At 62.3% G+C, this 18764-nt stretch carries 19 protein-coding genes and 1 pseudogene; 8 read left to right on the top strand and 12 right to left on the bottom strand.

The window, feature by feature from the left end:
• Nucleotides 1-23: 23 nt before the first annotated feature.
• The 6 genes from A6D6_RS02925 to thrS all read right to left on the bottom strand — a co-directional run bounded on the left by A6D6_RS02925 (nt 24) and on the right by thrS (nt 7017).
• Nucleotides 24-2138, bottom strand: a complete 2115-nt coding sequence (locus A6D6_RS02925) for a TonB-dependent receptor domain-containing protein (protein WP_133491874.1) — start codon at nt 2136-2138, stop codon at nt 24-26.
• A gap of 119 nt (nt 2139-2257) precedes the next feature.
• Nucleotides 2258-2590, bottom strand: coding sequence for a hypothetical protein (locus A6D6_RS02920; RefSeq protein ID WP_133491875.1), 333 nt, complete (start codon nt 2588-2590; stop codon nt 2258-2260).
• A complete protein-coding gene (yidD, locus tag A6D6_RS02915) occupies nt 2577-2909 on the bottom strand; it encodes a membrane protein insertion efficiency factor YidD (RefSeq protein WP_236563961.1) in 333 nt (110 codons plus the stop codon). Before yidD ends, A6D6_RS02920 begins: the two co-directional genes overlap by 14 nt.
• Nucleotides 2910-3186: 277 nt before the next feature.
• On the bottom strand, nt 3187-4569 hold the full coding sequence (gene cysS / locus A6D6_RS02910; RefSeq protein ID WP_133491876.1) for a cysteine--tRNA ligase: 1383 nt from the start codon (nt 4567-4569) through the stop codon (nt 3187-3189).
• A 3-nt stretch (nt 4570-4572) separates the two neighbouring features.
• Entirely contained in the window at nt 4573-5001 is a 429-nt protein-coding gene (gene hisI, locus A6D6_RS02905; protein ID WP_133491877.1) for a phosphoribosyl-AMP cyclohydrolase, read from the bottom strand.
• Nucleotides 5002-5100: 99 nt separating this feature from the next.
• Nucleotides 5101-7017, bottom strand: coding sequence for a threonine--tRNA ligase (gene thrS / locus A6D6_RS02900; RefSeq protein ID WP_159659874.1), 1917 nt, complete (start codon nt 7015-7017; stop codon nt 5101-5103).
• A gap of 449 nt (nt 7018-7466) precedes the next feature.
• Between thrS and A6D6_RS02895 the strand changes: the two genes are divergently transcribed.
• Nucleotides 7467-9017, top strand: a complete 1551-nt coding sequence (locus A6D6_RS02895; RefSeq protein ID WP_159659873.1) for an HD domain-containing phosphohydrolase — start codon at nt 7467-7469, stop codon at nt 9015-9017.
• Between the two features lie 208 nt (nt 9018-9225).
• Here the strand turns inward: A6D6_RS02895 and A6D6_RS02890 are convergent, their stop codons facing one another.
• Both A6D6_RS02890 and A6D6_RS02885 read right to left on the bottom strand, forming a co-directional pair.
• Nucleotides 9226-10446, bottom strand: a complete 1221-nt coding sequence (locus tag A6D6_RS02890; RefSeq protein WP_159659872.1) for a GGDEF domain-containing protein — start codon at nt 10444-10446, stop codon at nt 9226-9228.
• 135 nt (nt 10447-10581) lie between these two features.
• A complete protein-coding gene (locus tag A6D6_RS02885; RefSeq protein ID WP_080530504.1) occupies nt 10582-10854 on the bottom strand; it encodes an Arc family DNA-binding protein in 273 nt (90 codons plus the stop codon).
• A 179-nt stretch (nt 10855-11033) separates the two neighbouring features.
• Here A6D6_RS02885 and A6D6_RS02880 point away from each other — a divergent pair, with 179 nt between their 5' ends.
• Complete coding sequence (locus tag A6D6_RS02880; RefSeq protein ID WP_022993737.1) at nt 11034-11984, top strand: LysR family transcriptional regulator; 951 nt, start codon at nt 11034-11036, stop codon at nt 11982-11984.
• A gap of 194 nt (nt 11985-12178) precedes the next feature.
• On the opposite strand, the gene A6D6_RS02875 is transcribed toward A6D6_RS02880, so the two are convergent.
• The gene (locus A6D6_RS02875; RefSeq protein ID WP_133491882.1) at nt 12179-13057 is read right to left on the bottom strand and encodes a 6-pyruvoyl trahydropterin synthase family protein; all 879 of its coding nucleotides are present in this window, start codon (nt 13055-13057) and stop codon (nt 12179-12181) included.
• A 377-nt stretch (nt 13058-13434) separates the two neighbouring features.
• Between A6D6_RS02875 and A6D6_RS02870 the strand changes: the two genes are divergently transcribed.
• From A6D6_RS02870 to A6D6_RS02860, 3 genes are all read left to right on the top strand, one after another.
• Nucleotides 13435-13773 carry a histidine triad nucleotide-binding protein gene (locus A6D6_RS02870; RefSeq protein ID WP_159659871.1) on the top strand — a complete coding sequence of 113 codons (339 nt, stop codon included), beginning with the start codon at nt 13435-13437 and terminating at the stop codon, nt 13771-13773.
• A gap of 98 nt (nt 13774-13871) precedes the next feature.
• The gene (locus A6D6_RS02865) at nt 13872-14315 is read left to right on the top strand and encodes a hypothetical protein (protein WP_159659870.1); all 444 of its coding nucleotides are present in this window, start codon (nt 13872-13874) and stop codon (nt 14313-14315) included.
• 23 nt (nt 14316-14338) lie between these two features.
• Nucleotides 14339-14944, top strand: coding sequence for a GNAT family N-acetyltransferase (locus tag A6D6_RS02860; protein ID WP_133491885.1), 606 nt, complete (start codon nt 14339-14341; stop codon nt 14942-14944).
• A gap of 166 nt (nt 14945-15110) precedes the next feature.
• On the opposite strand, the gene A6D6_RS02855 is transcribed toward A6D6_RS02860, so the two are convergent.
• A complete protein-coding gene (locus A6D6_RS02855) occupies nt 15111-16052 on the bottom strand; it encodes a DegV family protein (protein WP_159659869.1) in 942 nt (313 codons plus the stop codon).
• Between A6D6_RS02855 and A6D6_RS02850 the strand changes: the two genes are divergently transcribed.
• The gene (locus A6D6_RS02850; protein WP_159659868.1) at nt 16051-16248 is read left to right on the top strand and encodes a hypothetical protein; all 198 of its coding nucleotides are present in this window, start codon (nt 16051-16053) and stop codon (nt 16246-16248) included. The genes A6D6_RS02855 and A6D6_RS02850 overlap by 2 nt on opposite strands.
• Nucleotides 16249-16252: 4 nt before the next feature.
• The gene (locus tag A6D6_RS02845) at nt 16253-16864 is read left to right on the top strand and encodes an acyl carrier protein phosphodiesterase (RefSeq protein WP_133491887.1); all 612 of its coding nucleotides are present in this window, start codon (nt 16253-16255) and stop codon (nt 16862-16864) included.
• Here A6D6_RS02845 and A6D6_RS02840 read toward each other — a convergent pair.
• Nucleotides 16840-17703, bottom strand: a complete 864-nt coding sequence (locus A6D6_RS02840; protein ID WP_159659867.1) for an SDR family NAD(P)-dependent oxidoreductase — start codon at nt 17701-17703, stop codon at nt 16840-16842. The two genes, A6D6_RS02845 and A6D6_RS02840, sit on opposite strands and share 25 nt — an antisense overlap.
• 311 nt (nt 17704-18014) lie before the next feature.
• Here A6D6_RS02840 and A6D6_RS02835 point away from each other — a divergent pair, with 311 nt between their 5' ends.
• On the top strand, nt 18015-18434 hold the full coding sequence (locus A6D6_RS02835) for a 3D domain-containing protein (protein WP_133491889.1): 420 nt from the start codon (nt 18015-18017) through the stop codon (nt 18432-18434).
• 24 nt (nt 18435-18458) lie between these two features.
• Here A6D6_RS02835 and A6D6_RS02830 read toward each other — a convergent pair.
• Nucleotides 18459-18764: pseudogene (locus A6D6_RS02830) on the bottom strand (hypothetical protein); the annotation flags it as partial.

Here is an 18764-nt window from a genome sequence, read left to right as displayed (position 1 = left end):
ACCCTCAAGGGGCCCGGCCAGCCTCAGAATTCCATGCGCATGCCGACGGTCAGATTGCGGCCCGGCTCCGGCACTGTGCGGGCCAGGAAGGAGGTGTGATTCCACACTTCCTCGCCCAACAGGTTGCTGCCACGCAGATAAACGCTGTAGCGCTGGGCCCCTTCCAGGGTGTAGCTGAGTGTGGCGTTGAGCATGTCGTAGCCCGGAGTACGGCTTTCGTAGCCGGCGATGTCGTTTTGCGGGAACACCCGGTAGAACTCCAACTCGCCGTCGAACGCCCGCCAATAGGTGTTGACGCGGCCGCCCAGGCGCTTGGCCGGAATCCGCGGCAGTTCGTTGCCGCCGTGACTGAACTGGGCTTTGACGATGTCGCCGAACACCGTGGTGGACCAGCGCGGCGTCCACTGATAGCGCATTTCCGCTTCGGCGCCGGTGAACTCCACATCGTCCTGGGTATATTTGATCAGGCGGAACTCCTCGATCTGATCCAGAGTGCGGGCGTAGATATAGTTGTCCACCTGGTTGTGGAACAGGCCGATATCAAAGGTGAGGTCGCCACGGATCTTGCGCAGGTTAAGGCCAATGTTGCGCGAGGTTTCCTTATGGATGGCGGAATCGTCACCCGGTGCGCCACAGGTGTAGCTGCTGGAAACCAGACCGCACTCATAGGTGTTGGTGGCCAGGTGAACACCACGGGCGTACATCTCCTGGGCATGGGGCATGCGCTGGGCGCGGGTGGCGGACAGCGACACGTTGTAGTCCGGCCGGAAGGCCCAGGTCAGCGCCGCCGAAAGTGAATTGGCGGAATCGCTGTAAGAGGGGCGATCGAGCGGATCTTCCACTGGATCCAGGCGCTGGTGCTCGTGGCGGGCGCCCACTTCCAGATGCCATTGTTCGGAGAAGCGGTAGTGCTCCACCGCGAATACCCCAAGGGTTTCGGTGTCGGTCTTTGGCATCAGGGCTTCGGTGCCCTGGGTGTTGAACTGGTGATCGGCGTACTGGAAGCCGACCACGCCGTGCCAGCCGCCAATCGGCGCGTGCTCCGCCTCCACCCGGGTTTCATAGCCCTTGTGACGGAAAGTGGTGCCCACTTCCCCTTCCTCGATTTCATGGTGACGATAGTCGGTGTGGCTGGAACGCACCTTGACCTTCTCAATGCCGGGCAGCGGCTGCCGGTATTCCCCGCGCAGATCAATACGGCGGGCGTCCAGATCGACGAAGGGCGCTTCGTGGGCACCATGCTCGTGATCATGGTCATGGCCGTCCCCGTCACACTCCAACTGATCGCCGTTGGCGCCGCAGCCCTCGAATTCGTGGCTGTGGCCGGGCAGTCCGTAGATATCGCTGCGATAGGAATACGCCATGCCAAGGTAGCCGCGCTCGCCGATCCAGGAAGCGCCGACACTGACGTTGTCACTGTCGGCGTAGGTGCCATCGATGTCGGGTGCGGTGAAGCCATTGACTTCATAGTCGTCGGCGCGGCGGCGGGAACCTTCCACATGCACGGCGAAGTGGTCGCCGGCGCGGGCGGTAATGCCGGCGGCGCCGGCCTTCTCATTGGCCACCGTATTGCCACGGGCGGCGATGAAGCCTTCCACCGGGCGGTCCGGCATGCGCGTGGGGATCTTGTCGTCCAGGACGTTGACCACGCCGCCGATGGCGCCGCCGCCATAGAGCAGGGTGGAGGGGCCGCGCAGGACTTCCACCTTGCGGGCGAGCATGGGTTCCACCGTGGTGGCGTGGTCCGGGGAAATATCGGAGGCGTCGAACAGACGGGCGCCATCGGACAGCACGCTTACCCGCGGCGCGCCCTGGCCCCGGATCACCGGGCGGCTGGAACCACCGCCGAAGGTGTCGGAATGAACCCCAGGCAACCCTTCCAGCGTATTGCCGAGGGTGGCGTTGCTGCGCTGGAACAGCAGGCTGTCCTCAAGCAAGCCGAAAGAGGAAGCGCCGCTGGCGGCATCCTCGTCAAAAGGCAGGGCGGACACCTGGACCGCATCCAACTGATGGGAGGGTTGCCGGGGCGCTTGGTCGTCGGTGTTGTCGTTCTGTTGCGCCGTCGCCGGCAGTGTGGCCAGGGTGGCACCGGCCATCAGCCCCAGGGCCAGCGGCAGGGGTAAAGCTTTGCGTCTCATGGACTCTTTTCCTCTATCGAACAGGCACGCGGAGCATGCCTTGGCAAGCTGCGAATGTTATATCATAACAAAAGCGCTATCGAAACCCGAACCGCTTGAGGCGGCGGCGAAATCGGAGATCAGGCGGACAGAGGTGGGGCGCGGGAAAGGTAGGCGCGCAGGCCGGCCTGGGTATGGCCTCGGTTTTGCGCCAGCGGACGCCAGAATGGCTCCGCCGGAGAGTCATGCTGAACCAGCGTGGCGGGCGGCACGGCAATCTGTACCGGCGCGCAGTGCTGGCAATGTGGGGCGACGGCGGTGCCGTCATTGTCGGGAGTGCCGCCGGCCAGGGACGTGGCGGTCGGCAAATGCTCGGTGCTGTGCCACGCCATCTGCCACTGGCCGGCGATGATCAGCAGCGCAAGCAGCAGGAAGCGAAGCGGAACAGCGCTTAGCGACTCAGAGGGACGCATGGTCCTTTCCATGGTTGGGGGCATGGTTGGGGGCGTCACCGAGGCCGTTGTCGATGCTGTTGTGCTCGGGGTCTTCGTCCCTGGAGGCGCCATGTAGCGGGTGTGGCGTGCCCGGTACCGGGTCGAAACCGCCGGGATGCCAGGGATGGCATTTGCACAGACGGCGCGCCGCCAGGGCGCTGCCGCGCAAGGCGCCGTGGTGTTCCACTGCCTGCCGCGCGTACTCGGAGCAAGTGGGATAGAAACGGCACTGGTTGCCCAGCCAGGGGCTCAGATAGCCCTGGTAGAAGCGCAGGCTGGCCAGTAAAACCCGTTTCACGATGGCGACTCCCAATCAGAATCCGGCCAGCATACCCGAGGAAGATGACATTTGTCTGTCATTTGGCGGCAACATGCAGAACGCAGAACGCAGAACGCAGAGCAGAACACATGCAGAACGCAGAACGCAGAACGCAGAACGCAACACGCTTGCACGCTAACCCCTGGCTCTGAAACCGTGGTGTGTTTCCTGTCCTCTGTCAGGAAACACACCATTCCCCTCCGCCACGGGTTTAGCGTGCAAGCGTGTTGCGTGTTGCGTGTCAGCGTGTCAACCCCTAGTCCCGGCTCCAGCGAGTGCCCTCGCGGGTGTCCTCCAGTTGGATGCCGGCGTCCTTGAGCTGGTCGCGAATCTGGTCGGCGCGGGCGAAATCGCGGGCTTTTTTGGCGGCGGTGCGTTCCGCCACCAGGGCGTCGATCTCGTCGTTGGCGAGGCCGTCATCGGCGCTGCCGTGGTTCTGGAACCAGGCCACCGGATCGGTGCGCAGCAACCCCAGCAACTCGGCGCCGGCCAGTAATTCGGCTTTCAGCACGGGCTTGTCGGCCAGCGCCGCTTTGTTCAGCCGTGCCGCCACCGCGTGCAGTGCGCTGATCGCCTCGGCGGTGTTGAGATCGTCGCGCAGTGCCAGCAGCACCGGGTGATCCTCGGGCAACACATAGTCGTCGACGGCATCGACCTGTTCGCCGCGGCCAAGCAGCGCGTAGTAGAGACCGTCCAGGCTCTGGCGTGCCTGATCCAGCACCTCGGCGGAGAAGTTCAGCGGTGAGCGGTAGTGGCTGGAGAGCAGGGCGAAACGCAGCACTTCGCCGGGGTACTCCTTCAGCAATTCGCGCACCAGCCGGAAGTTGCCCAGGGATTTGGACATCTTCTCGCCATCGATATTGATGTAGCCGTTGTGCATCCAGTAGCGCACGTACTCGGTACCGTGGGCGCAGCAACCCTGGGCGATCTCGTTCTCATGGTGCGGGAAAATCAGATCCTGGCCGCCGCCGTGGATGTCAATGACGTCGCCCAGATGCTTGTGGATCATCGCCGAGCACTCAATGTGCCAACCCGGCCGGCCGCGTCCCCAGGGCGAATCCCAACCGGGCTGGTCATCGCCGGAGGGTTTCCACAGCACGAAATCGCCGGGGTGGCGCTTATAGTCCGCCACCTCCACACGCGCCCCGGCGAGCATGTCTTCCAGGTTGCGTCCGGAGAGCTTGCCGTAGTCGGGCATCGATTCCACCGCGAACAGCACATGACCATCGGCCTCGTAGGCATGCCCCTTGGCGATCAGCGTTTCGACCATGGTGATCATGTCGGCGATGTGATCGGTGGCCTTGGGCACCACGGTGGGGGTGAGCGCGTTGAGTCGCGCCATGTCCTCCTCGAAGGCGGCGGTGAAGCGGGCGGTCAGTTCACCGATGTCCTCGCCGTTGTCCGCCGCCGCCTTGATGATCTTGTCGTCGATATCGGTGATGTTGCGCGCGTAGACCACCTGGGGATAGAGCCGCCGCAGCAGCCGGTAGAGCACATCGAACACCACCACCGGACGGGCATTGCCAATATGGACGTAGTTGTACACCGTGGGGCCGCATACGTAGAGGGTGATGCGGTTCGGGTCCAGCGGAATGAAGTCGTCCTTGCGGCCGGTCAGGGTGTTGTGCAGTTTCAGCATGGCTCAGTTCTTATACAATTCGCTGGGATCAATGATCGGGCTCCGGTCGATCACCACCCGATCGCCGTCCACCTTCCAGTAAAAACAGTCGCGGCGGCCGGTGTGGCAGGCGGGGCCGGTCTGCTCCACTTTGGCCAGCAACACGTCACCATCGCAGTCCAGCCGCAGTTCCTTGAGATACTGCACTTGCCCGGAACTTTCGCCCTTGCGCCATAGCTTGCCGCGGGAACGGGAGTAGTAGCAGACCCGGCCGGTGCGGACGGTTTCTTCTATCGCCTCCCGGTTCATCCAGGCGAACATCAGCACTTCGCCACTGTCGTGCTGCTGGGCGATCACCGGCACCAGGCCCTGGTCGTTGAAGGCCAGGTTATCCAGCGCTTCGGAGAGGGCGACGCTGAAACCTTCCGGCTGTTGTTCGTTGGCTTTGAACATAAGCAGCTCCGCTGCTGGGCATTCACGCTAACACGCAACACGCCGACACGCGGGAGGCCGAGCGTGTTGCATGGTGCGTGCAAGCGTGGTTGCACTTACTTAAATAGGCTGACGTGTCGCCTCGGCCAGCGCCGCCAGTGCTTCGTCCAGGGCCAGGGTATCCGTGGCCTGGGAGCCCAGGCGCCGCACCGCCACCTGATTCTGCTCCGCTTCCTTCTCGCCGACTACCCAGATCACCGGCACCTTGGCACGGGAATGCTCGCGCACCTTGAAGCCGATCTTCTCGTTGCGGGTATCCAGCTCCGCGGGAATGCCGCGCGCCTTGAGTTGCTCGACCACCCCGGCGGCGTAGTCATCCACCGCGTTGGTGATGGTGGCCACCACCACCGGTACCGGCGCCATCCATAAGGGCAGATGGCCGGCGGTGGACTCGATCAGAATGCCCAGGAAGCGCTCCAGCGATCCCAGCACGGCCCGGTGCAACATCACCGGACGCTGGCGGCTGCCGTCCTCGGCCACATATTCGGCATCCAGACGCTCGGGCAGCACGAAATCCACCTGCAGGGTGCCGCATTGCCAGTCACGGCCAATGGCATCGCGCAGCACGAACTCCAATTTCGGGCCGTAGAAAGCGCCTTCGCCAGGGTTCAGTTCGCACTCCAGGCCGAGGGACTCCACCGCCTCGCGCAGGGCGCCCTCGGCGCGGTCCCAGGTTTCATCGGAGCCGGCGCGGTTGTCCGGCCGGTCGGAGAACTTGATACGGAAGCTGTCGAAACCGAAATCCTGGTAAACCTCGCGCAACATGGTGATGAAGGCGGCGGTTTCCTGGTTGATCTGGCCCTCGGTACAGAAGATGTGGGCGTCGTCCTGGCTGAAGGAGCGCGCCCGCATCAGACCGTGCAAGGCGCCGTGGGCCTCGTTACGGAACAGCGCGGTGAACTCGCCCATGCGGATCGGCAGGTCGCGGTAGCTCTTGATGCCCTGATTGAAAATCTGCACGTGGCCGGGGCAGTTCATCGGCTTGATCGCCATTTCCCGGTGGTCATGGGTGCAGACGGTGAACATGTCGTCGCTGTATTTATCCCAGTGGCCGGACTGTTCCCAGAGCACGCGGTCCATCATCTGTGGAGTGGACACCTCGGAGTAGTCGTACTTCTCCATCTTGGCGCGGATGTAGTTTTCCAGGTTCTTGCGCAAGCGCCAGCCGCGCGGGTGCCAGAACATGCTGCCCACGGCTTCCTGCTGGATATGGAACAGGTCCATTTCCCGGGCCAGTTTGCGGTGGTCGCGCTTTTCCGCCTCCTCCAACTGCTTGAGGTAGACGTTGAGCTCCTTCTTGTCACGCCAGGCGGTGCCGTAAATCCGCTGCAACTGGGCGTTGTCGGCGTTGCCGCGCCAGTAGGCGCCGGCGACTTTCATCAGCTTGAAGCCGTCGCCGAGCTTGCTGGTGGAAGGCAGGTGCGGCCCCCGGCACAGGTCGATGAACTTGCCCTGGCGATACAGAGAGACCTCCTCGCCCTCGGGCAGGTCGCGGATGATTTCCGCTTTGAATTCCTCGCCCTGATCCAGGAAGAAACGGATCGCCTCGTCCCGGTCCCAGACCTCGCGGCGAATGTCTTCATTGCGTCGCACGATCTCCTGCATGCGCTTTTCGATGGCGGCCAGATCCTCCGGGGTGAAGGCAGTCTCCCGGTGGAAGTCGTAGTAAAAGCCGTTCTCGATGGTCGGCCCGATGGTGACCTGGGTTTCCGGAAACAGCTCCTGCACGGCTTCGGCCATGACGTGGGCGGCATCGTGACGGATCAGCTCCAGAGCGTCCTCGTGGTCGCGGGTGATGATTTCCACTTCCGTGCCGTCGGTGAGGGGCAGGTAGACGTCGGTGAGATGGCCGTTGGCCTTCACCGCCAGCGCCTGTTTGGCGAGTTTCTTGCTGATCCGCCCGGCGATCTCCAGGGCGGAGGCCGGTTGATCAAACTCCAGGGTTGCCCCGTCGGGCAGTCGATAGCTCACACTCATGGGTGACACGGAATCCAAAGCAAATGAAGCAGGCAGATGTGGAAGGCAGGCCCGGTGCGGGGGCACCGGTTTGCGTCCCGGAACCGACGGATGGTAGGCAATCGCCGCGATGGCTTCAAGCGTCAAGCCATGACAGCGGCCTTATGACGTGGTTTGAGAGCCTGTTCTTGCTCTTTACGCCACCGCGTTGCTGCTGGAAAAGCCGCCAGAGGGCGTTGGGGACTGAAGGCTTTGGTGGGCCAAAGTCAAAGGCCACAGCGTCCTCTGGCGGCTTTTCCAGCGCAACCCGAAGGGCCGGGTCCCTTTTGCCGCCAGACCGCGATTACGCTTGTTTATGTAGAATGACTACACCGCACAATCGAAATCACGCCCTGACGACAAAATGAACTCCGGCGCGGCGGCGTAAAGAGCAAGAACAGGCTCTTGACCCATGACGACGAGGAAACGGCATGCCCCAACTGCACAGGATCGGAGATCAGTTGATGCCGCTGCTGCGGGTGGCGCGGCGCATCAACGAGCAAAGTGACCTGGCCACACTGGTGCAAACCATTGTCGCCGAGGCGCGCGCCTTGTGCCGCGCGGAAGCCGGTGCCCTCTGGCTGTACCGGGGCAACGATGGTGATGAGCGCCTGGTCTGCATGATCCGTCAAGGCGAAGGTGGGATCGAGGTGGCGGACCCGGTCGAAGTGGCCCTGGCACGGTCCGAACGCCCGGTGGTGGAGGTCGCGAAAACAGGCGCAACCCTGCTGTTGGAGTGGGAGCAGGGAATGTCGGAACAGGACCGGACGTTGTGGGTGCCGGGCCTGGTGACGGCGGTGTCTGGACAGCTGCTGGTACCGCTGCCGAACCATGATGGTGAGGTGGTCGGCGTGGTGCAGCTGATCAATGCCCGTGACGACCAGGGGCACCGGCTGGCGTTCTCCCGGCGCCAGCGCGTGGTGGCGGAGGCCTTGGCCGGCTACGCCGGCATCGCCTTGAATAATCTGCTGGTGGTGGCGGAGATGAAGGAGCTGCTGGACGCCTTCGTCAAGGTCATCGCCCAGGCCATTGACGCCAAGAGCCCGCACACCAGCGCTCATTGCCAGCGGGTCCCGTTGCTGACCGAATTGTTGGCCCGGGCCGCCTGCCGGGATCACGACACCTTCGCCGACTTCGATCTGGACGAGGACGGCTGGTACGAGCTGAGAGTAGCGGCCTGGCTGCACGACTGCGGCAAGCTGGCGACACCGGACTCGGTGCTGGAGAAATCCACCAAGCTGCATGCCCTGCACGACCGCATCGACATGATCGCCGCCCGTTTCGCGGTGCTGCGGGCGGAATTGGTGGCGGACTTCGTCGAGCGCGAACGGGCGGAGCCGGAACGGGCCACGGTGCTGGCGGTGGAAAGAGAGCGGGCGCTGGCGGAGCTGGAAGCGGATCTGGCGCTGTTGCAGCGAGTCAACCTGGGCGGTGAAACCATGGCTCGGGAGGATCAGGAACGGGTCCGGGGGATGGCCGGGCGCACCTGGACCGATGCGCAGGGGCGGTTACAGCCGCTGTTGAGTGAAGACGAGGTAAGCAATCTGTGTATCCCCAAAGGCACGCTGACCGAGGACGAGCGGGCGGTCATTAACGGGCATATGGACGTGACCCTGGCGATGCTGGAGTCGCTGCCGTTTCCGCGCAAGCTGCGGCGGGTGCCGGAATACGCCGGCGGTCACCACGAACGCATGGACGGCACCGGGTTCCCCCGTGGCCTGACCCGCGAACAAATGTCGATCCCGGCGCGGATCATGGCCATCGCCGACATCTTCGAGGCGCTGACCTCCCGGGAGCGGCCCTACAAACCGCCGCTGAAGTTGTCGGAAGCACTGGCGATCATGCGCCAGATGCGCGACGACCACCACCTGGACCCGGATCTCTACCGCCTGTTCCTCGACGCCGGCGTCTGGCGCCAATACGCCCTGGAGGCCCTCGACCCGGAACAGCGGGATGTGGAGGAAGTGAGCAAATACCGCTGAAAAGCAGGGAATAGTTAATAGTGAATAGTTAACAGTTGCGCGAAATAGGCCGGGGAATCGGGAAACGAGGAGGCCGCGCCATCGCTTGGGCAGGGCCTGATTGTCCTTTAACATAAACCGAAGTTGCGGGTACGCAAACAGCCTTTGCAGTACTGCAATGTGCTTTTTTTCGCTGTTAACTATTCACTATTAACTATTTCCCTGCCCCTCACAGTGCCTGCACCCGCTGCAGCTCATCCATGAACGCCACGCAATTGCGGCCCGCGCCCTTGGCCTGGTAGAGCGCCTCGTCGGCCCGTTTGATCAGGGCGAGAACGTCCTTTTCTCCGGGTAAGGAGCTGGCCACGCCGACGCTGATGGTGACCACCTGGCTGACCCTGGAGCCGGCGTGGGGCAAGCCCAGTTGCTCGATCCGGGTGCGCATCCGTTCGGCGAACACCAGGGCATCCTTGAGGCTGGTGTTGGCCAGCGCCACCAGGAATTCCTCGCCGCCGTAACGGGCGACGAAATCGGCTTCGCCCTGGGCCATGCCCCGGGGGATGCCGGCCACGGACTTGAGACACTCGTCGCCGGCCAGGTGGCCGTAGGTGTCGTTGTATTGTTTGAAGAAGTCGATGTCGAACAGCAGCACGGTGACATTGTCGATGGTGTGCCGGCTGCGGCCGTGCAGAGCATCATTGAGGCGGGACTCCATGCCGCGCCGGTTCAGGCAGCCGGTGAGACCGTCCCCGGTGGCCTGGCTTTCCAATACCCGGTTGGCTGAATGCAGCTCTGCCCGGTGTTGATACAGCACGTGCTCGGAGAGAAAGTGGCTGCGCAGCAGGCGTTCGTAAATATACTGGCCGAACAGACTCATGGTGCCGGTGGCCAGCGAAAACAGCAGCAAGGTCAACGCCTGGGACAGCGGCAGGGTATTGGGGGCCAGTGTGCACAAGGCCTGGAGGGCCAGTATCAGCGAAGTGCTCAGGGCGGAAGCCAGGAACGGCACGCGCAGCAGCACGCCGAGTACCAGGATTGCCAGAGGGGTTTGCAGGAACAGCAAGAAGGCTTGCGGGTGATCGATGGACAGGCCCATCCACATCCCGGTGATGGCCACCGCGAACGCCAGCAGGATGATCATTGGATGCAGCCAGCGGCGCAAATCGGGGCGATGGGCGACCACCGCGGTGGCGCCGGCCAGCATGATACAGAACAAGCGCGGGCGCCAGGTAAGGGCGACCAGATCCGGTTCCACGCTCAGCTCCAGAATCACCGCCAGAGCCAGAATGGAGACCAGGGTAATGGTGGCCCAGGGCGTGATGCGGGCCACGTTGCCGCGGAAATAATCAACGAATTCGCGTTCCAGCGGCGCCGGAAGACGCAAATGCCAGGGCAGCCGTATATCGCTGCCGGACGGAAGCGTACTCGTCCGTTGCGGGTCTTGGGTCACCTTGGATCCTTAGAGTCTGTTCGGGGAGAAGAGCGTCCCCAAAGATTCATTCAGGTTCCCAGCATAGCGCCTGACGCACCAGATATCCCGCAACTATATCAATATCAACAGAGCCCGTTTTACCAGCAAGGCTCGCTACACCAGCAAAGCCAACAGGGCCTGGCGTTTTTCAGCGGGCAGGCGGCGAAAGCAGTCCAGCAACAGCCCTTCCTCCAGCCCCTGGGGAACACAGCCTTCAGCTCGTGGCAGGTCCCCGGGCCATTCAACCATGCTGCGTTGCAGCCGCGCCACGATCTCCGCGTTCATGCTTCGGTGACTGTGAGTGGCGGCCTGGGCGATGCGATCACGCATGCCGGGAGGGAAACGAACCACGAACTTCTCGGCCCGCGTGGTCTCGTCCTGCTTCATAGTGTCTGTCATATGCCCCGAGAAAACGGTTACCTTACGCACTTTTTCAACTTCACGCGATGATGGCACGGTGCTATTAATCGGCCTTGACCCGGGTCAAGGCCGAGTGCGAAAGAGCATGCGGGGTGGCGTCGCGGCGTCTGTTATGATCGCTTTGTCAGGAGAGAGAGCACACTGCCATGAATGTCGCCGGCGCCGATCTTAATTTATTGAAGTACCTGGATGTGCTGCTGCGGGAAAAAAACGTGACCCGGGCCGCGGAACAACTGGGCATTACCCAGCCGGCCATGAGCAACAGTCTCAAACGGCTGCGGCAGATGTTCAATGATCCGCTGCTGATCCGCACCAGCGAGGGCATGACCGCCACCGACCGGGCCCTGGAACTGCAGCCGCTGGTGCGCCAGTTGATGGCTCAGGCGGAATCCCTGTTCAATCCGGAAGAAGTGTTCCGTCCCGAGGAAAGCCGCCGGGTTTTTCGTATCATGACCAGCGATTACGCCGAGGGCACTCTGGTGCCGCACATCGTGCGACGTCTGCGTGAAGAGGCGCCCCATGTGGTTCTGGACTTTCTCACGCCGTCGGATGTCAGCTACCCCGATATGGAACAGGGCCGGGTGGATATGGCGGTAAACCGATTCAATGAAATTCCCGGCTCTTTCTACCAGGTCACTTTGTGGAAGGACGCTTTCTCCTGTTTGCTCAACCGGGATAACCCGATCGCCAAACATTTCGATCTGGACAGCTACCTGTCCGCCCAGCATATCTGGGTGTCCAAGACCGGTTTTGGCGTGGGTTTCGGCATGAACCCGGAAAAACTGGGTGGACTGGGCTGGATCGACCATGCGTTGCAGCAAATGGGGCGGACTCGCAAGATCAGCATCTTCACCCGCCATTATCAGATGCCCGCGCTGCTGGCCATGAACAACGATCTGGTGGCCACGTTGCCCTCCCGGGTGGCGCGCATGCAGGCGCAAAATCCCCGCCTGGTGATCAAATCCCCGCCGTTCGACATTCCGGAATTCGAGCTGAAAATGGCCTGGTCCCCTCTGCTGCACCACAACGCCGCCCACCGCTGGCTGCGCAAACTGATCCAGGAGGAGGCGGAGCGGATACTGGCGGAGGACCCGTGAAAAGGGCAGTTAACAGTTAATAGTGAATAGTTAACAGTGAAAGACAGGCGACCCGGAATCGCTGTGGGAAGCTTGCTTGCAAGCGAATGGGGATCCTTCAGGCGTTTAACGATATTCGCTTGCAAGCAAGCTTCCCACAGAGGCTAAAGATCACCTGTTTTTGTCTTTCGCTGTTAACTATTCACTATCAACTGTCAACTGCTTTTCAGGTTGTTCTCCCCGGCTTCGGCGATGGCGCCCTTGCCGACGCCCTCGAAGGCGCGGACGCGGAAGTGTTTGCCGGGGGCTTCCTCGGCCAGTTGTCGGGCGATGTGGTCGGCCAGATATTCCACCGTGGTGTCGGTATCGATCAGGTAACAGTGATCTTCCGGGATCACCAGCTCAAAGTGGCCCTGGGGAGCGTCGTAGCGGAACCGGTGGTGGGGGACGTCCTCGACGAAGTAGGTGCCTTCCAGGTCCTCCCGGGTACCAATGTAAATGTCTTCCCAACGGTCCGCCCACAGTTTCTCCCAGTACCGGCTGCGCCGGCCGTTCTCGAAGATCTGAATGGTGGAACGGTGGCCGTGGGCGATGCGCTGGCAGTTGCCGTCGTGTTTCTTCAGCCCGTGGGAATAATGGTAAAACGGCGCGGTACCGACATCCTCCTCGCGAAGCAAGATGCGCGCTTCGGTGACGTTGTCCGGCAGGGACGGCTCCAGCAATTCCATCAGAAACAGGGTGACGGAGGCCTTGGACACACTGGTGCCGGGTATTTCCAGAAGGCTCTCGGCGGGCGCCAGCAGCCGTATTTCTCCGGCACCATACCGCCAGGTGAGGCTCAGTTGCTGATCTTCGCGCTGATTCAGAGTCAGCGCCTCATGGGCGCCGGGGAAGAGCAGGCGATGGTCCACCTGGGCGTCGATCAGGTGCTTGAGCCGCCGTTTGATCTGGCCGAAATCAAACACCATGCCCTGGCCGTCCAGATCACCGGACAGCTCCAGGTCCACGATCCAGGATTCGCCGACCATGCCCCGCTTGGGGTGCAGGTAGGAGAAGTCCAGTACGGTCAGGTTGTCTACGAACAGAGTGGCCATATCGTTCCGATCAGCAAAAACAAGAATCCACGGACATCATCGCCGACGGCGATGCCAGGGCGATAGTATACGCGGCCGGGGCGGCCTGGCTCACCCCACCAAGGGGGATCGGCGGCGATGAATTGGGCGGGATGTGAACGGCACCACGTCCCGGCTGTGTGGCGCGCATCCTGCCCGGTGGTGCGAGTAAACGCAAGCGGCGACCCGCTGTCTGGCATGGGCCGCTCCGTTGTTCTATGGTTGGTTCTGCCCGACGGTAAAATACCCGTGCGCGGATGCCTGCCGCCGGCGGTATCAACGGCTCCATGAGCCACCCGCGTCCGCGAGTCGAACCACCTGGTAGCAAACCCAGTAAAGCCATTGGATACCTTTGACAGATGAGCGAGACCCTGTTTTCCAAGATCATCGACCGGGAGATCCCGGCGGACATCATCCATGAGGATGAGCAATGCCTGGCGTTTCGGGATATCAATCCCCAGGCACCGGTGCATTTCCTGGTGATTCCGAAGAAACCTATCCCCAAACTCTCCGACGCCACCGAGGAAGATCAGGCGTTGCTCGGGCACCTTTTGCTGGTCGGCAACCAGGTCGCCGCCCGGGAGGGGCTGGAGGACTTCCGCGTCAACGTGAATAATGGCGCCAGCGCCAGTCAGGCGGTGTTCCATCTGCACGTCCATGTGATGGGGGGACGTCCGTTCAGCTGGCCACCGGGCTGAGCCCGTAATTCCAGGGGCAGCCCTGGTACCGGCCTCGCCGGACCTTAATAAAAGGTGACGGTCCCGAACGTCACCTAAAAACAAAAGGAGATAATAAGATGAAGAGTAAAGCCTGGATCATCGGCCTGCTGGCCGTGGTCGTCAGTGTGCCGTCCTTTGCGCAATTGCCCGACGACGCCGAGCAGAAAGTCATCGACAGTCTGATGATACGCATCGCCAAGATGGAACAGACCGGTCGTGAGCTGCACGGGAAATACACCGACGGCAAAACCGCCGAAATCCAGAAAGCCTGCAAAGCGGGCTATCCGGACCTGCCGGAACAGGCCCGCAACCTGCGCGGCGAGGCCGCCGCGTTGCAGACACTGGCTTTCAAAGTGCATCTGAGCATGGCCGCCAACGATCTGGTGCAATGCGTGGACTGTCTGGGCTCGGTCACCGCCTGTGATGGCGCCGCGGCTTCCCTGGAACGCGCCAGGGATCAGATGAAACGCATGCAGGACTACGCCAAGAAGCTTCAGGCCGGGCAGGACGACCCATCCTGAGGCCGGAAGCAGAGGGAACGGACATGAGCCGATGGATAGAGCCGGTCATCCTGGAAGGCCGGCAGGTGGTACTGGAGCCGTTGCGGGCCGAACACGTGGACGATCTGACCGAGGCGACCCGGGACGGTGAGTTATGGCGGCTCTGGTATACCTTCGTGCCGGCGCCGGACGCGGTGGCGGAGTATGTCAACGCCGCGCTGGCGCGCCGGGATCAGCATGGCGAGATGCCGTTCGCGGTGCGCCATCGTGATAGCGGCAAGGTGATCGGCTCCACCCGTTTTTGCCATGTGGACGAGGGCAACCATCGTCTGGAGGTGGGCTATACCTGGTATGCCCGCCGCTTCCAGCGCAGTGGCTTGAACACCGAATGCAAGCGGCTGCTGCTGGGCCATGCTTTCGAAGCACTGGACGCTATCGCGGTGGAATTCCGCACCCATTGGCACAACCGCGCCTCCCGGACCGCCATTGCCCGGCTCGGTGCCAAGCAGGATGGCGTGCTGCGCAATCATCAGGTGGGTGCGGATGGCTTGTACCGCGATACCGTGGTGTTCTCCATCATCAATCTGGAGTGGCCGGCGGTGCGGCGGAATCTGGATTTTCTGCTGGATGTATCCAATCGGGGTGCCTAGTGGTCGATCGCGGTTCGCGGACCATGGCTGGCCCACGGTTGTGCTGGGCGCGCTGACACGGAATTCGCTGCCAAGGCAGCTTCCCACGGCTGCTTCGTAATCCTCTCTGTGGGAAGCTGCCTTGGCAGCGAATCGGCATGTAAGCGTACTGGCCCATGAATCGGGGCTAAGCGAAATCCTGCTGCTCGGCCAGCAGTCCGATACTGAGTGCGCCGGGGCCGATATTGACGCTGCCGGTGAGCCCCATACTGCTTACCAGCACCCTGACCTGATGGCGGTCGGCGCAACTTTTCAACGCCTCGAAGCCTGGCATCTGATACACCGCCTGGGGATCCCCGGCGTAGCTCACGCACAGTACCGGCGACAACAGACCTCTTTCGATACAGCGCGTGCCATGTTCGAACAGTCGCGCCACGCCCTGGCTGAAACCGCGAATCTTGGCCACCGGGAAAGTTTCGCCACCGCGCGCGCAAAGAATCGGTTTGATATCCAGGGCCGAGCCCAGCAACGCGCCCACCAGTCCCACGCTGTTGTCACCTTTCTTGCGAGCTCTCTGCCGCAGGTAGTAGAGATCAGGCACCACCGCGTAGCCGGTGGCCTTCGCGGCGAGCGCGCTGACCCGGGCGCGTAACTCGGCACCGCGCATGCCGGTGGCCATCAGCCGAACGGTTTCCGCCGCCAGCGCGCCCTGACCGGCGAACAGGGTCTGACTGTCGATCACCCGCACCGCGAACGGTCCCTGCAGGCCGGCCCGGTCACGCACCGCCCGGTACTCGGACAGGATGCCGTGGGCTGCTTCCGTGGCGTTGTGGAAGATCGGGCTGCGGCTTTGCAGTACGGTTTCCACCAGCGCGTAGTCGCAGTGGGTCACGACCTGTTCGAGAAAAAGCTGTTTGATTTGCGCCACGGTGGCGGGCAGGGACTGCGCGTCATGGACTTTGTCCAGTAACTGGCGGTCGTAAAAGGAGCGGGTACGTTGGGGAGAACGGTCATCGGCGATGACCTCGTCGCCGATGCGAATCGACGCCGGCAGCACCAGGATGCCGTTTTCTTTGATAAAGTCAGAGGGCAAGTCGCAACCGGAATCCACCACCAGGCCAGTTTTCATGGGTATCCTCACCAATAATGCCCAAGCGGCGCCGAATCCGGCGTCAGGCGGGCATGAAGTCGCAAAAGCGACGGTTTTTACGGTTCGCGCGGGTTCGCGTTCTAATCTTTTATGGTTATATATTGCTCATCTTATTGTATTAATCAACGGTTTTTACAATAAGCCAAAAGTGGATGGCGTTTCGGCGCCGCGATAAAACAATGAATTATTTTGCTCATTTGGTACTGGCACAGCCCACGGTGACCTCCAAGGTCGGCAATCTGCTGGGGGATTTTATGCGGGGTACGCGTGAGGAGGCGCTGCCGGATCCGGTTCGGGCGGGCTTGCGTAATCACCGTCTGGTGGACCGCTTTACCGACCATCATCCGAGAGTGCGCGCTTCGCGCCGCCTTTTCTCGCCTCAGCGGCGGCGCTTTGCGGGTGTGGCGCTGGATGTGCTGTTCGACCATTTCCTGATTCGCCACTGGTCCCGTTTCCATGATGAAGACCTGGGGCAAGTGATCCGCGCCGATTATCGTCATCTGCAATACGGTCAACCGTTGATGCCCGGACACATGCGCGAAACCACCCGGCGCCTGGTGAGTAACGACTGGTTCGGGCATTACGCCGATCTGGAGACGGTGGGCGTGGCGTTGGACCGTATCGCCGGGCGGCTACGCTTCGCCAATACGTTCGCCGGCAGCATCGAGGATATCCGTGCCCACTATGAGGCGCTGGAAGCCACTTTCCTGAGCTTCTACCCCGAACTGCGTGCCCATGTGATGGACGCCGCCCTGGAACGCCCGGTTCAGCCGGGCACCCGGGTGGGCTGAGGCGCGGCCAGCGGTGTCAGTTCCAAGAGCGCCATGGTCTCGTCATAGAGCCGTGCCGCCAATTCAGTGTCGCGGGCGCCGGGGGAACGGCGGGCGCGGCCCCGGGCATCGAAGTAGCCGCCGGTAACGCCGATGAAATCCTCGTCCAGCGCCATGGACACCGGCAGCAGGGCGGCCTTTTCCGGCGTGGTCAGAGTGGGCCGGATCAATCTCCGTAAAGGATCGGGAACATGGCGGAAGATGCCGGTATCGACGCCGCCGGGATGCAGGGCATTGCTGGTGATGCCCTCCCGGGCCAGCCGTTGGGCCAGCACATTGCTGAACAGGATATTGCCGAGCTTCGATTGGCCGTAAGCGTCCATGACCAGATAGGGAAAGCGGCCCCGCCAGGTACGGGAATTGATGCGCCCGAGCCAGTGCGCCACGGAGGCCACATGCAGGATGCGGGCGGACGGGGCTTGCCGTAGCAACGGTAGCAGCAGGTGGGTGAACAGCACGGGGGCGAGGTAATTGACGCCGAATTGCATTTCGTAGCCGTCGGCGGTGAATTGCTGCCGGGTAGGGACTGTCCCGGCGTTGTTGATCAGTACGTCCAGTTCGCCGATGTCATCCCGTAGCCGGCGGGCGGCGCTGCGCACTTGCGCGAGATCACTCAGATCCAGGGCGAACAGGCGCACCCGTGCCTGTGGGTGAAGGTTCTTGATGTGCGCCACGGCGGCCTGACCGCGGGTCCTGTCCCGACAACCGATCAGCACCTCGGCGCCCCGGGCGGCCATCTGTTCGGCGCTGTGCAATCCCAGCCCGGAATTACCCCCGGTGATCAATACGGTTTTCTTCATTGCTCCTCCCTGTGCCCGAAAACTCCCTGCCCGAAAATGCTCTTCCCGGAAGTACTCATCCCGAGAACGCCGAGTCTGGTGATTGCGGGCCGGTTTCGAGACTTACAAATTGGGACCGCCGGCGACATTCGCGGTTCGTTGGAGTTTGGTAACCGTCTCCATGATAAGGATCGCGCCACGGCCGGATTATGGCTGCCGCGCCGCTGGCCAGGGCGTTGCGGATAGAGCGCAGTTCGTTGCATTACCCGATTTCCCTCTGTGTTGGGGTATAATCGGCCGCCAAATCATCCGACTTGAGTCCGAGGGCGCCGATGAGAGACGCCATAAAGGCGCTGGCGTTGTTGCTGGCCGCCGCGAGCATACCGGTACACGGCGAGACCACTTTCTCCGAGCGCCGCACCGTTACCGCCACAGCCTACAATTCGTTGCAGGGGCAGGGCGCGGGAGAAGATCACAGCCTGGCCGCCTGGGGCGATCAACTGGAGCCCGGCATGAAGGTCATCGCCGTTTCCCGGGATCTGCTGGATGCCGGGCTGGACTATGGCACGGCGGTTACCATCGAAGGGCTGGACGGCATTTGGTACGTGCGCGACAAGATGCATTCCCGCTGGCGCAACAAGATCGATATCTATATGGGCGAGGATCGCAGGGCGGCGCTGCGCTGGGGGAAACGCAAGGTCAGGATCCGTTTCGAACCCCTTTCCCAGGAGCTGCGAACGGCGAACCGCTAGTTCCGCGCCCTTCTTGCTGTCCTTCTACTCGCGACTCAGAAAGGTCATGGTCAGACGGGTCGAAGCGCTGGGCAGCAGCTTGTCGAACAGCTTGATCATCTTGAACACACCTCCCACCGGGTTGTGCACCGGCACCTCCCGCGCCGCCGCTTCCCAGACCTTGGCGGCGATGTCCTCCGCTTTCAGTTTCACGCCCAGACGGTTCACCACCGGCGCCTGATAGTCGGCATCCTCCACCATGGGTGTCTTCACGAAGGGCGGTAGCAGAGCCTGTTTGGGCACTTTACGCCGCCGCGCCGGAGTTCCCTGTTCACCTGGTAGAAAGTGTCG

This window comes from Alcanivorax xiamenensis (genome assembly GCF_009846745.1).
In the GTDB taxonomy this organism is placed as follows: Bacteria; Pseudomonadota; Gammaproteobacteria; order Pseudomonadales; family Alcanivoracaceae; genus Alloalcanivorax; species Alloalcanivorax xiamenensis.
Note: the sequence above shows the minus strand (reverse complement) of the source record. Positions and strands in the feature narration are given on the sequence as shown.